Origin of the sequence: Sinorhizobium sp. 6-70, from assembly GCF_030124375.1 — a bacterium.
Taxonomy (GTDB): Bacteria; Pseudomonadota; Alphaproteobacteria; order Rhizobiales; family Rhizobiaceae; genus Sinorhizobium.
Genome location: NZ_JASKLS010000002.1, coordinates 480,875 through 494,718, shown reverse-complemented (window position 1 = coordinate 494,718; position 13,844 = coordinate 480,875). Strand labels below are relative to the sequence as shown.

General features: G+C 62.5%; 12 protein-coding genes and 1 pseudogene. All 13 read left to right on the top strand.

The window, feature by feature from the left end:
- The first annotated feature begins 221 nt into the window (after window positions 1-221).
- The 13 genes and pseudogenes from QN222_RS06055 (at window position 222) to QN222_RS05995 (ending at window position 13,841) form a co-directional block, all read left to right on the top strand.
- Window positions 222-1,412, top strand: coding sequence for an aminotransferase class V-fold PLP-dependent enzyme (locus QN222_RS06055; RefSeq protein WP_283963773.1), 1,191 nt, complete (start codon window positions 222-224; stop codon window positions 1,410-1,412).
- Window positions 1,413-1,466: 54 nt separating this feature from the next.
- A complete protein-coding gene (locus tag QN222_RS06050; RefSeq protein ID WP_283963774.1) occupies window positions 1,467-2,432 on the top strand; it encodes a CoA ester lyase in 966 nt (321 codons plus the stop codon).
- 13 nt (window positions 2,433-2,445) lie between these two features.
- A complete protein-coding gene (locus QN222_RS06045) occupies window positions 2,446-3,630 on the top strand; it encodes a malate--CoA ligase subunit beta (RefSeq protein WP_283963775.1) in 1,185 nt (394 codons plus the stop codon).
- 12 nt (window positions 3,631-3,642) lie between these two features.
- Entirely contained in the window at window positions 3,643-4,542 is a 900-nt protein-coding gene (gene sucD / locus QN222_RS06040; protein ID WP_283963776.1) for a succinate--CoA ligase subunit alpha, read from the top strand.
- A 91-nt stretch (window positions 4,543-4,633) separates the two neighbouring features.
- A pseudogene (locus QN222_RS06035) lies at window positions 4,634-5,601 on the top strand (2-hydroxyacid dehydrogenase).
- A 32-nt stretch (window positions 5,602-5,633) separates the two neighbouring features.
- Window positions 5,634-6,896, top strand: a complete 1,263-nt coding sequence (locus QN222_RS06030) for a DUF4147 domain-containing protein (protein WP_283963789.1) — start codon at window positions 5,634-5,636, stop codon at window positions 6,894-6,896.
- A gap of 230 nt (window positions 6,897-7,126) precedes the next feature.
- Window positions 7,127-7,861, top strand: coding sequence for an XRE family transcriptional regulator (locus QN222_RS06025; RefSeq protein WP_283963777.1), 735 nt, complete (start codon window positions 7,127-7,129; stop codon window positions 7,859-7,861).
- 536 nt (window positions 7,862-8,397) lie between these two features.
- Window positions 8,398-9,048, top strand: a complete 651-nt coding sequence (locus QN222_RS06020) for a response regulator transcription factor (RefSeq protein WP_283963778.1) — start codon at window positions 8,398-8,400, stop codon at window positions 9,046-9,048.
- A 323-nt stretch (window positions 9,049-9,371) separates the two neighbouring features.
- Entirely contained in the window at window positions 9,372-10,067 is a 696-nt protein-coding gene (locus tag QN222_RS06015) for a GntR family transcriptional regulator (protein WP_283963779.1), read from the top strand.
- 359 nt (window positions 10,068-10,426) lie between these two features.
- A complete protein-coding gene (locus QN222_RS06010; protein WP_283963780.1) occupies window positions 10,427-11,029 on the top strand; it encodes an amino acid synthesis family protein in 603 nt (200 codons plus the stop codon).
- 15 nt (window positions 11,030-11,044) lie between these two features.
- Entirely contained in the window at window positions 11,045-11,878 is an 834-nt protein-coding gene (locus QN222_RS06005; protein WP_283963781.1) for an alpha/beta hydrolase, read from the top strand.
- Complete coding sequence (locus QN222_RS06000; RefSeq protein WP_283963782.1) at window positions 11,875-12,804, top strand: flavin reductase family protein; 930 nt, start codon at window positions 11,875-11,877, stop codon at window positions 12,802-12,804. The genes QN222_RS06005 and QN222_RS06000 overlap by 4 nt, the downstream gene beginning before the upstream one ends.
- Entirely contained in the window at window positions 12,801-13,841 is a 1,041-nt protein-coding gene (locus tag QN222_RS05995) for an LLM class flavin-dependent oxidoreductase (RefSeq protein WP_283963783.1), read from the top strand. The genes QN222_RS06000 and QN222_RS05995 overlap by 4 nt, the downstream gene beginning before the upstream one ends.
- Window positions 13,842-13,844: the final 3 nt, after the last annotated feature.

Here is a 13,844-nt window from a genome sequence, read left to right as displayed (position 1 = left end):
TTGCCGCGCACAGGATCAATGCGGCGGCAACGGACACCCATGACGCGCGGGGGTAGGGTTCATCCTATCCGATGGGACGCCTGAAAGGGTGGGCGCGGCCCAACGCCCAAAGGTCGGGATTTCTATCCTGAAGAGTGTTGTCGGTCGGCGACGGTGACCCGATCATCCCGTCGAAAGTCACGGAAGGGCACGGCGCCCTTGAGAGCCTTCGGGAGGATTACATGGCCGGCTTCACCCAGCTTTTCGTTCCAGGACCGACCAATATTCCGGAGGTCGTCCGGCAGGCAATGAACATGCCGATGGAGGACATGCGCGCTCCAGACTACCCGACCTTCACGCGCGGCCTCTTCACCGACCTGATGAAGGTGTTCCGCAACGAGACCGGCCGCGTCTTTGTTTTTCCGTCCTCTGGCACCGGCGCATGGGAATCGGCAATCGCCAACACCCTTGGCCCCGGCGACCGGGTGCTGATGTCGCGATTCGGTCAGTTCTCGCACCTGTGGGTCGACATGTGCGTACGCTTCGGGCTCGACGTCGATGTGGTCGATGTCGAGTGGGGCGCCGGCTGCCCGGTCGAGATCTATGCCGAGCGGCTCGCTCAGGACCGGGAGCATCGTATCAAGGCGGTATTTGTCACTCACAACGAAACCGCAACCGGCGTAACGAGCGATGTCAGCGCCGTGCGCGCCGCCCTCAACGCCGCCAAGCACCCGGCACTGCTCTTCGTCGACGGCGTCTCCTCAGTCGGCTCGATCGACTTCCGCCAAGAGGAGTGGGGCGTGGATTGCGCCGTCTCCGGCTCGCAGAAGGGCTTCATGCTGCCGCCGGGGCTCGGCTTTCTGTCGGTCAGCCAGAAGGCGCTCGCTGCCTCCCGGAGCGCCAAGCACAATCGTTGCTACTTCTCCTTCGAGGATCAGATCCGCGCCAATGACACCGGCTACTTCCCCTACACGCCGGCGGTACAGTTGCTACGCGGTCTGCGCGCCGCCCTCGACCTTATTCACGAAGAGGGTCTTGAAGGCATCTTCGAGCGCCACAACCGGCTGGCGACCGGTGTCCGCCACGCGGTCGAAGCCTGGGGCCTGAAGCTCTGCGCCAAGGAAGCCAAGTGGCATTCCGATACAGTCAGCGCGGTCGTGGTGCCGGAGGGCATCGACAGCGCCGAGGTCGTGCGCCGTGCCTATTACGGCTACCAGACCTCACTCGGCGTCGGCCTGAATAAGGTCGCCGGCAAGGTGTTCCGCATCGGCCATCTTGGCTGGGTCAACGAAGTCATGATCTGCGGCGCGATCTCGGCGGCCGAAATGGCGCTGCGCGATTGCGGTGTGAAGGTGCGGCCAGGGTCCGGTGTGGGCGCGGCGCTTGAGCACTACCGTCTGTCGGCGCAGCCGCCGATCGCCAAGGTCGCCTGACGCTCCAACGCCGCTGTTCCATCGGACGCGCGGCGCTCCAAGGGAGGAGACAACATGAGCCATACAATTCACCACCTGCGCAAGCTGCGCCTTCAGCGCAGCGAACTCGCAGTGCCGGGCTCCAACCCGGAAATGATCCGGAAAGCCGCCGACTGCGCTGCCGATTACGTCTTCCTCGACATCGAGGACGCGGTCGCTCCGCCTGACAAGGAGCGGGCGCGCAAGAACATCATCGAGGCGCTCAACGAGATCGACTGGCGTGCCCGCGGCAAGACGATTTCGGTGCGCATCAACGGCCTCGACACCCACTATATGTATCGCGACGTGGTCGACGTAATGGAGCAGGCCGGCGATCGGCTCGACACCATCCTGGTGCCCAAGGTCGGCGTTCCGGCCGACCTCTACATGGTCGAGGCGATGGTCAGCCAGATCGAGGCCGCCAAGGGCTTCAAGACCCGCGTCGGCCTGGAGGCCCTGATCGAAACGGCTCTCGGCATGGCCAACGTCGAGGCCATCGCCGCCTATGGCGGCCGGCTCGAGGCGCTGCATTTCGGCGTCGCCGACTATGCCGCGAGCTGCAAGGCGCGCACCGTCAACATCGGCGGCCTCAATCCCGACTATCCGGGCGACCAGTGGCACGCAGCACTGTCGCGCATGACGGTCGCCTGCCGTGCCTATGGCTTGCGCGCCATCGATGGACCGTTCGGCGACTTTTCCGATGCGGACGGCTACATGGCCGCCGCCAAGCGTGCGGCCGCGCTCGGTATCGAAGGCAAGTGGGCGATCCACCCTTCGCAGATCGACCTCGCCAATGCCGTGTTCTCGCCGCTGGAGAAGGAAGTCACGCGCGCGCGCCGCATCATCGAAGTGCTGAAGGAGGCCGAGGAAAAGGGCAAGGGTGCCGCCGCCCTCGACGGCAAGATGATCGACGCCGCATCCGAGCGCATGGCCCGCAACGTGCTCGTCATGCATGAGGCAATCGAGCGTTCGGCGCGGTCGCGCACAAGCCCGCCAAACTGAGGAGGAACACCACATGGACATCCATGAATACCAGGCGAAGGAACTGCTCTCGCGCTACTCGGTGCATATCCCGCGTGGCGGCCTTGCCTACAGCCCGGAGCAGGCGACCTACCGTGCCAGTGAGATCGGCGGCGACACATGGGTGGTCAAGGCGCAGATCCATTCCGGTGCTCGCGGCAAAGCGGGCGGCATCCGCATCTGCAAGTCCGACGGCGAAGTGTCCGAAGCCGCCGAATACATGCTCGGCCGCAAGCTGGTAACGCACCAGACCGGCCCAAAAGGAAAGCTCGTGTCGCGCCTTTACATCGAGGAAACCGTCGATATCCGGCAGGAGCTTTATCTCGGCATTGTGCTCGACCGCAAATCGGAGCGCGTCATGATCGTGGCCTCCGCCTCGGGCGGCATGGAAATCGAGGAGATCGCCGAGAAACAGCCCGACTCGATCATCCGTGCGATCGTCGATCCGGGCGCGGGCATGCAGGAATTCCAGGCGCGCGAGATCGCCTTCGGCCTTGGACTGGAGAACGCTTTGATCGGCAAGGCAGTGGACACGCTGCTCGGCTGTTACCGTGTGTTTCGCGACTTCGACGCCTCGATGCTGGAGATCAACCCGCTGGTCGTCACCCGCGACGGCAACCTGATTGCGCTCGACGCCAAGATGTCCTTCGACGAGAACGCCCTATACCGTCGGCCCGAAATCTCGGAGCTGCGCGACAAATCGCAGGAAGATCCGCGCGAGACCTTCGCCAGTGATCGTGGTCTCTCCTATGTCGGCCTCGACGGCAACATCGGCTGCATCATCAACGGCGCCGGCCTGGCAATGGCGACATTGGACATGATCAAGATCGCTGGCGGCGAGCCCGCCAACTTTCTCGACATCGGCGGCGGCGCCTCGCCCGAGCGCGTAGCCAAGGCCTTTCGCGCCGTGCTTGCCGACAGACAAGTCGAGACCATCCTGGTCAACATCTTTGCCGGCATCAACCGCTGCGACTGGGTGGCCGAGGGCGTCATCAAGGCAATCCGCGAGGTTGGCGTCAACGTGCCGCTGGTGGTGCGCCTCGCCGGAACCAATGTCGAGGAGGGCCGCCGCATCCTCGCCGAGTCAGGCGAGAAGGTAATCGTGACCGACACACTGGCCGAAGCGGCCGAGAAATCGGTCGAGGCGATGCGCGCCTTTGGCAAGTCGAAGAAGCACTAACGGGAGGTCGAAATGGCAGTTCTCTTGAATCGCAGGACGCGCGTCATCGTCCAGGGCCTGACCGGCAAGATCGGCTCCTTCCATGCGCAGGACATGAAGCGCTACGGCACCAACGTCGTCGGCGGTGTCACCCCCGGCAAGGGCGGGCAGGTGCACAACGGCATCCCTGTGTTCAACACGGTCAAGGGCGCAGTGCGCGAAACCGGGACGGAAGCCTCGATCGTATTCGTGCCGCCGCCCTTCGCCGCCGACTCGATCATGGAGGCGGCCGAAGCCGGTGTGAAGCTCTGCGTCTGCATCACCGACGGCATCCCCTCGCAGGACATGATGCGGGTCAAGCGCTATATGCGCCGCTTCCGCTATGAAGACCGCATGCGCCTGATCGGCCCCAACTGCGCCGGAGTGATCACTCCCGGCCAGGCCCTGATGGGTATCATGCCCGGCCACATCTACCTGCCCGGCCGCGTCGGCATCGTGGGGCGCTCGGGAACCCTCGGCTACGAGGCGGCGTCTCAGATGAAGGCGCTTGGGATCGGCGTTTCGACCAGCGTCGGCATCGGCGGCGATCCGATCAACGGCTCTTCTTTCAAGGACATCCTCAAGCTGTTCGAGGAAGACCCCGACACTGACGCCGTGGTGATGATCGGCGAGATCGGCGGCCCGCAGGAAGCGGAAGCTGCGGAATGGGCGAGGCACCACATGCGCAAGCCGTTGATCGCTTACATCGCTGGCCTCTCGGCGCCAAAAGGCAAGCGCATGGGCCACGCAGGCGCCATCATCTCCGCCTTCGGCGAATCCGCCCAGGAAAAGGTCGAGATCCTGCGCGATGCAGGCGTCACGATCGTGCCGACTCCGGCTGCCTTCGGCCCGACCGTCGCAGGCGTGCTCGAGCAGGGGATGAAGGCCGCCTGACTCTGCCTTGACGGGAGCCGGCGGCGCCGGCTCCCGTCGCCCTACGTTGAGCCACGCGGTCACGCATGGCGTTTCATATTAGGGAAATACGATGAAACCACGCGTTATCGTTACGCGCCGCTGGCCCGCGGCTGTAGAACGGGTGCTTGCCGAGCGGTTCGATACGACCTTCAATCAAAGCGACGCACCGATGAGCCTGGCGCAACTCCAGGCCGCGTTCCTGGACTTCGACGCGATCCTGCCAACAGTCAGCGACAAGCTGCCGGCCGCCGTCTTTCCAGAGGCTGACATCCGGACCAAGCTGCTGGCCAATTTCGGCGTCGGTTTCGGCATATCGATATCGAGGCCGCGCGCGCACGCGCCATCACGGTGACCAATACGCCGGGTGTGCTGACAGACTGCACCGCCGACATCGCCATGAGCCTTTTGCTCTCGGTTTGCCGCAGAGTGGGCGAGGGCGAACGCCAATTGCGCGCCGGCCGGTGGGCGGGATGGTGCCCCACCCACATGATCGGTGCCAAGGTGACCGGCAAGACCATCGGCATTATCGGCATGGGCCGCATCGGCAAGGCGACCGCCAAACGTGCGCATTTCGGCTTCGACATGGATGTCATCTTCTACAACCGCTCGAAGGTCGACGACGAGGAAACCCGCGCCATGGGCGCACGGCAGCTGCCGACGATCGACGACCTGCTCGTGCAAGCCGATTTCGTGTCACTGCATTGCCCCGGCGGCGCCGAAAACAGGCACCTCATCAGTGCGGCACGGCTCGGTACGATGAAGCGAGGCGCTTTCCTCATCAACACCGCCCGAGGCGACGTGGTCGATCCGAAGGCGCTGATCGAGGCGCTCGAAACCGGCAAGATCGCCGGCGCGGGCCTCGACGTCTATGACGGCGAGCCGGATGTGCCATCTGCCTTGATGCACATGGAGAATGTGGTGCTGTTGCCGCATCTCGGCAGCGCGACAGAGGAAACCCGGGTGGACATGGGAATGCGGGCCATCGAGAACCTCACCGCCTTCTTCGAGGGGGCTCCCCCTCCCGACAAGGTCGTATGATGATCCCCGACCGTCCGGCTCCTTTGGTGTCTATGCTCCGCGAACAGGCGATCGCCCTGTTTCGCGAAGGCGTCGCCGCATCGGACCCCTCGAGCGCAGTCACGTCAGCGCTCGAGGGGAGGCGCGACGCAATTGCAGCAGCACGGCGCGTGATCCTGATCGCCTTCGGCAAAGCGGCCTGCCCGATGACACGTGCGGCTCTACCCTTCGTCCGAGACAAGCTGCATTACGCGCGCGCCGTCACCAACCAGGAGAACCTGGAGAGTATCGAAGACGTTCACGTTATCGCCGGCGGTCATCCCCTGCCCAACGAGGGTAGCATTGCGGGTGCCTATGCCATCGAAAGGGCAGCGCGGGCGGCCGAACCCGGTGACCTGGTTCTGGCACTTGTCAGTGGCGGCGGGTCGGCGTTGATCTGCGCGCCCGTGCCCGGCCTCTCCCTCGCCGACAAGATCGCGCTCAACGACGCACTGATCCGCTCCGGTGCGGAGATCAACGAAATCAACGCGGTGCGCCAGCAATTCTCGCGCCTCAAGGGCGGGCGGCTGGCCCAACTTGCTTCCGGTGCCAGAATGCTGTCGCTCATTCTCTCGGACGTGCCGGGCGACGATATCGGCATCATCGCCAGCGGCCCGACGGCGCAGCCCAAATCGACGGCCGCGGACGCGCTTGCTGTTCTCGATCGCTATGGATTGCGCGACCGCCTGCCTGACGCCATTCGTTCTCAAGTCAACCATCTCGTCCGCGACGAAGCCGGAAGACCCGATCACGTCGAGAACGTGCTAATAGGCTCCAACCGCATCAGCCTGCGGCAGGTGATCGAGAACGCCGGGGCGAACTATCCGACGGTCCTCAAGGCGAGCGACTGGCTGAGCGGGGATGTTGCGAAGGTCGCTCACACGCTGCACCGCATGGCCCTCGATGCGTCGAACCAGCGCGGCTCCGTCGCCATTGTCGCCGGAGGCGGGCCGACCGTGCGCGTCGCCGGCAGCGGCACCGGCGGACGCAACCAGGAGCTGGTGCTGCGCTTTGCCTTGCTTGCCGAATCGGCGCCGATCAAGCGCCCTTGGGCTTTCCTGAGCGCTGGCACCGATGGCCGCGACGGCCCCACTGACGCTGCGGGCGGCATCGTCGATCCGAGCTCGATGAGCCGGATGCGTACGATCGGTTGCAATCCTCGCGCACTTCTTGAGAACAACGACTCCTACCGTGCTCTGGAATCGTCGGGAGATCTCTTGATTACCGCCGCCACCGGCACCAACGTCGCAGACCTGCAAATCCTGCTGATGCGATAAAGACAGGTCCTTCTGGACGCGCGAACCCGTTTAACCCACAGCGCCGCGCGTCCTCCGGCGCGCGACGCCGGATCCTTTAAATCTCCTTTTCCGGGACAGCGGTCGTCATGGCGGGGACAGGCTGTGGTGGGCGGTGATCTTCTACTCAGGGCAGAATAATTCGTCGGCCACACCATTGTGATGGCACGCAAAAATGTTTACTATCAGTAAAAAATTGAAGCGAGATCGGCATGATGAAGGAAAAGGCGGAAAAGCACGGGCAGTCGAAGAAGAATGGCAAGGCGGCAGCGGTTGCGGCCGCCGCCCACAAGACGGCGGCAGGTTTGGCGCGTGTCTCGCCGCTGACCCAGGATCCGCACGCCATTCGCGACAACCGTGAAAAGGTGCTCGAGGTAGCGATCGGCCACGAAGTGCGCGCCTTCCGCAAAAAGCTCGGCATCACAGTGGCTGACGTTGCCGCCGCGACCGACATTTCGGTCGGCATGCTGTCGAAGATCGAAAATGGCAACACGTCGCCGTCATTGACGACACTGCAGACGCTGTCGCGGGCGCTCGGTGTACCAATCACCTCCTTCTTCCGCCGTTTCGAAGAGGAACATAGCGCCGTATTCGTCAAGGCGGGGGAGGGGGTTGACGTCGAGCGTCGCGGTACCCGCGCCGGCCACCAGTACAACCTGCTCGGTCACATCGGCTCGAATACCGCTGGAGTTGTTGTAGAGCCCTATCTCATCACGTTGACAGAAGATTCGGACGTGTTCCCCGCGTTTCAGCATGGCGGCCTGGAATTCCTCTACATGCTGGAAGGCGAGGTCGTTTATCGGCACGGCAACAATCTTTACCGCATGACTGCGGGCGACAGTCTGTTCTTCGACGCCGACGCGCCGCACGGGCCGGAAGAGCTGACACGTCTGCCGATCCGGTTTCTCTCGATCATTTCCTATCCGCGCGGCCACGGAGAGGACTGAGGACGACACGGCCGAGCATGGCTCTTGCCTGTCTGCCCTCGTCTGAGCTTTCCTGCGCGCGGGTCTTCTGCAGCGGTCGCCGTCGCACTTTGAATTGCCGCATGCTTTATCCTTAAAGGCCCGACGCGGGCATAGGCGTGCGTTGCAGGGATGCCTGGTCGTCGCAGCCCCTGTCGCATCCGAACAATTGCCTTTGATCTGACAATGTGCGTCGAAAGTCGGTGCTTGGCTGGGAAACAGCGCGGGCCGGCCAATGTGCAGCCGAAGGTGGTCATAAATTTCGGCGGTCGTGTGGAAGGTCATTGTGCGTCCGGAACCGCAACGTTCAAATCAAAAATATACTGGAAGGAAAAAATAATTCTTGATATGAATAGGCGCGTCAGGTGCGCCGAAACGAAACAGCGGGAATGGAGGCCCGCCGGAACGCACAAGTGGACAAACCGTAAGAAGTCGGGAGAGAGGTGGCACGCGCCGCAATCGGGAGGCACATGAACGCGGAACGGACAAGTCAGCGCCAGGGAATCGGGATCGACACAATGCCGACGACCCCGGAAAGCAGGTTTAGGGTTCTGGTAGCGGAACGCAATCCTCTGGTGGTTGCGAAGCTAGGTGACATGATCAATGACGACGGCCGCTTCGATCTCGTCGCCAGCATCGAAACCGGGGACGCCTTTCTTCGGGCGGCGGCGGTCGCCGATCCGGACTTCGATCTCGCCGTGCTCGGCTGGAGGCTGTCCGACATGGACAGCGGTGACGTGCTCGCCGAGATGCAGCGACGCGGCCTGCATGCGCGCATCGTCATTTTCTCCAACGACCATGATGTTGGCATTCTCAAGCGCTGTGTCCGGCTTGGAGCGCAGGGTTATTGTTACCAGTTCGACAATCCGTCGATTCTGTTCGACACGCTGATCGCGGTCGCCCGCGGCAGAATCTGCATTCCCTATATCGACGTGTCTAAGGTCAACGATACTCCCCTTTCACGCCTGACGACGCGCGAACGCGAGCTCCTTTCGGTGCTTGCCGACGGTTGGACTAACCTCCAGATTGCTACGCGCACGGGGATCTCGGAAAATACGGTCAAGTACCACCTCAAAAATCTCTACGACAAGCTCGACGTCCGCAACCGCGCCATGGCTGTTGCGCTTTACGCCAGCGAAAAGAACCGCGGTCCATATGCGAACTCATAGTCAGCTCCTGGCGCATTTCTGATTAGGCACGCCTTCCTCCTTATCTGCGGGACGGACGCAGAAGCCAGCGACCTTGAACTGATACCGCTGCCTAGCTGAAAGTTATTCATCAGCCTCTATCGTCTCTAGACCTTCCCGCCTTGGTCGTCATCAACTCGGCGGCAGTGCGCGTCGTTGCGCGAACGTCGGTGTCGCAAGGTCGATGGTCACCGCATTGCTTTAAAGGTGGCAGGCAGCTATATTCTGGTACGCCATAATACATCGGACCAGCTTGTTCTCCGCTTGGTTGACATCTGGTCGGCGGATCGGGACGAGGTAGGATTATGAATGCTGATTTGCCGAGCACGGCCATTCGAGTAGAGCGCCCGAACAAGACCTTGAGAGAACTGGCGCTCGATAAGGTCCGCGATGCCATTGTCGACGGTTATTTCAAACCAGGTGACCGTCTGGTCGAGCGCGATCTTTGCGCACAACTCGGCGTTAGCCGTACGATCGTCCGGGAGGTGCTGCGGCATCTCGAGTCCGAGGGGCTTGTCGCGAACTTGCCGAACAAGGGGCCGATCGTTGCTCGTCTGGACTTGAACGAGGCAAAGCAGATTTATGAAATCCGCGGCGCCCTTGAAGGCATGGCTGCGCGGCTTTGCGCGGAGCGACGCGACCCCGCCATTGTCGAGGCCCTTGAAGCATCGTTGAAGGGTATCCGCGAAAGCTATGCCGCGAAAGACATGTCGGGCGTCCTCAGCCAGACCTCCGGATTTTACCAGACATTGTTCACCAAGGTCGATCGAGATGTTGCCTGGGGTGTCGTGAACCTTCTGACAGTCCGGATCAATCATCTGCGCTCGATGACGATCAAGACCAAGAATCGCGATGTCGAAGGACCCGCGCAGATGGAAAAGATTGTCGAGGCTATCAGAGAGGGTGATGGCGAAGCGGCCTACAAGGCTGCCCTTGACCACGTCGCCCGTGCCGGTGCCATCGCGGAGGCACTCCTCGCCGCCCAGCAGACGGCCGAATAGCCCGTACGCCGTAAACCTGGCGCGCGGCAAGCGCTACCTTGAGCTTCAGTTGCCAACGGATCGCCTCTGTCGTGACGGCGGCGTCGCAGTCCTTCGTCCACGCGGCCCAATCCCACCCTGAAAATCCTGGTGCCGAACATCGGTCGTTCTCGCATCGACCCCTTGGTCCCACATTCCGCCCAATGGAAAGATGCAGCTTACGAGCTTGTCCGCTCGCGGGCCAAGTCGGCTAACCTATTCCTTTCCTTGGTAAAAATCCGACGCTCGCCGGTGTCCTCGCATCCGCTTCGAAGCGACAGTTGACAGCCTGATATTATGGTATACCATAAGAGCTAATAGCCCATAGGAAGGATGTCCCGATGCCCGTTCAGATCCGCAAGACGCTGCTCCAGATCGAAACGACCCTGATCGAGGGAGGCAAGGCCGCCCCGCAGCCGTTGAAGCTGTTTTCGGCGCTGGCGGTGGTGAAAAATCCGTGGGCGGGGCGGGGCTTCGCGGAAAATCTCAAGCCCGAGATCCATTCGGCAGCGCCCGTTCTAGGCGAGCTTCTGACCAAGATGATCATTGATGCCGTCGGCTCCGGCGAGGCGGTCGAAGCTTATGGCAAGGCCGCGGTTGTCGGGCTCGACGGCGAAATCGAGCATGCCTCGGCGCTCATCCACACGTTGCGCTTCGGCAACCATTATCGCCAGGCGGTTGGCGCCAAGTCATATCTTGCCTTCAGCAATACACGCGGCCCCGCCAATGCCCCTGTCGTGATTCCCCTGATGGACAAGAACGACGAGGGGCGCCGTTCGCACTACCTGACGATCCAGACCGCGATTCCCGATGCGCCGGCCGCCGATGAGATCGTCGTGGCCCTTGGCGCATCGGTTGGCGGACGCCCGCACCATCGGATCGGCGACCGCTATCAGGATCTGAAGGACCTTGGCCAGGATGTCACCAATCCGGCCGGCGTCTAAGCGGCGGGTGCTTCGATGCAGACGGGCACATCAAATAAGTCCACGGAGAACGGCACTCAGCTGCCGCGCAAGACGACTGCGTGCGGAGCCGCCTACTTCGAAGTCGGCGAGGGTGAGCCGCTGATCCTCATTCACGGCGTCGGCATGCGCCTCGAGGCCTGGGCGCCGCAGATCGAAGCCTTCGCCACGACCCACCGCGTTATCGCGGTGGACATGCCCGGGCATGGCGGGAGCGTGAAAATCGCGGCGGGCAGCACGGTGCGGGACTTCGTTGGCTGGTTCGGCCGCTTTCTGGACGACATCGGCATCGCGCGTGCGAATATCGCGGGGCACTCGATGGGTGCGCTCATTTCGGGCGGCGCGGCGGCAACCTTCGCCAACCGGATTAAGCGTGTCGCTTATCTCAACGGCGTCCACCGCCGCGATCCCGCGGCAAAGGCGGCGGTCCTGGCACGCGCAGCGGCGATCCGGACAAGCGGTGTGGACACGGCGGGACCGTTGCTGCGATGGTTCGGTGATGATCCGCAGAGCCAGCGGGCACGGGAGTTGACCCGCGCGTGGTTGGAGGCGGTCGATCCGGAAGGCTACGCGATCGCCTATACCGCCTTTGCAAACGGCGACGAGACCTATGCCGATTGCTGGCCTTCCGTCACTTGCCCCGCCCTTTTCCTCACCGGCTCGGGAGACCCGAATTCGACGCCGGAAATGGCTGAGCAGATGGCATCCCTGACGCCGAACGGATGGGCCCGCGTCGTCGATGGTCACAGACATATGGTCAATCTGACAGCGCCTGACAGCGTCAATGTGCTGATGGCGGAGTGGCTGAATTGCAGGGAGGAGTCGGCATGAGTGTGGAAGATCCAAGAGCCTTGCGCGACGCATTTGGCGCCTTTGCGACCGGAGTGACAGTGGTGACGACGAACGATCCCGCGGGCAGGCCGATCGGGTTTACGGCCAATTCCTTTACGTCGGTCTCGCTGGATCCGCCCCTGCTGCTCGTGTGCATCGCCAAAACCTCGCGCAATTATGCGACGATGACCGGAGCCGAGCGTTTCGCCGTCAACATCTTGTCCGAAACACAAAAAGACGTCTCCAACACCTTCGCCCGGCCAGTCGAGGATCGGTTCGCAGCCGTCGATTGGAGGAAAGGGCCGAACGGTTGCCCGATCTTTTCGCAGGTGGCGGCGTGGTTCGAGTGTTCGATGCAGGACCTCATCGAGGCTGGCGATCATGTGATAATGGTCGGGCGCGTCACCGCCTTCGAGAATAGCGGGCTGAACGGGCTCGGCTATGCCCGTGGCGGCTATTTCACGCCCAGGCTGGCGGGCAAGGCCGTTTCCGCAGCCGTGGAGGGCGAAATTCGCCTCGGCGCGGTGCTTGAGCGGCAGGGCTCGGTGTTCCTCCTGGGCGAGGAAACCCTTTCCCTTCCGAGCTGCACTGGCGAGGGCGGCGACCCGGCAACGACGTTGGCGACGCATCTCGAGCAATTGACGGGCCTGAGCATCACCATCGGCTTCCTCTATTCAGTCTATGAGGACAAGACCGACGGCCGGCAGCATATCGTCTATCACGCGCTCGCCAGCGATGGCGCCCCACGAGAAGGCAGGTTTCTGACGCCCGACGACCTTGCCGGGGCAAAATTCAGCAACAGCGCCACCGGCGACATCGTCAATCGATTTGTGCTGGAAAGCTCAATCGGCAATTTCGGCATGTATTTCGGCGACGAGACCGGCGGCACGGTTCATCCGATCGCGAAGAAGGACGCACACTCATGAAGTTCTCGCTTTTTGTTCACATGGAACGCCTGGATGCCTCGCAGGATCATAAGACGCTCTATGAGGAATTCGTGACGCTCTGCGAGATCGCCGACAGGGGCGGCATGCATGCGATCTGGACCGGCGAACACCATGGAATGGAGTTCACCATTGCACCGAACCCCTTCGTAACGATTGCCGACCTTGCCCGCCGCACCAAGCGCGCGCGGCTTGGCACCGGCACGGTGATCGCACCCTTCTGGCACCCGATCAAGCTTGCCGGCGAAGCCGCGATGACGGATCTCATCTGTGACGGCCGCCTCGACGTCGGCATCGCCCGCGGCGCCTATTCCTTCGAATACGAGCGGCTGCTGCCGGGTCTCGACGCCTGGAGCGCGGGTCAACGTATGCGCGAGCTCATTCCGGCGGTGAAGGGGATCTGGGCGGGTGATTACGCCCATGACGGCGAGTTCTTCAAATTTCCGGCTACGACCTCGTCGCCGAAGCCGCTGCAGAAACCCTGTCCGCCGATTTGGGTCGCCGCACGCGATCCCAACTCGCACGAATTTGCCGTTGCGAATGGTTGCAACGTGCAGGTGACGCCGCTCTGGCAGGACGACGATGAAGTCCGAAGCCTGATGGCGCGCTTCAACGACGCCTGTGGCAAGAATCCTGAGGTCGAGCGGCCGAAGATCATGCTGCTGCGCCACACCTATGTCGGCTCCGACGAGGCGGATATCGCGCAGGCAGCTCACGAGATGAGCGTCTATTACAACTACTTCTTCGCCTGGTTCAAGAACGAACGGCCGATCAAACAAGGCCTTATCGAACGGATTCCGCAAGAGGAGATTGCCGCCAACGCCATGCTCTCGGCCGATGCGATGCGACGCAACAATGTCGTCGGCGAGGCGGACGAGGTTATCGCCCGCATCAAGAGCTACGAGGCGATGGGCTACGACGAATACTCCTTCTGGATCGATACGGGCATGACCTTCGAGCGCAAGAAGGCCTCGCTCGAACGCTTCATCGCCGAGGTCATGCCGGCATTTGCGGAGTAGGGC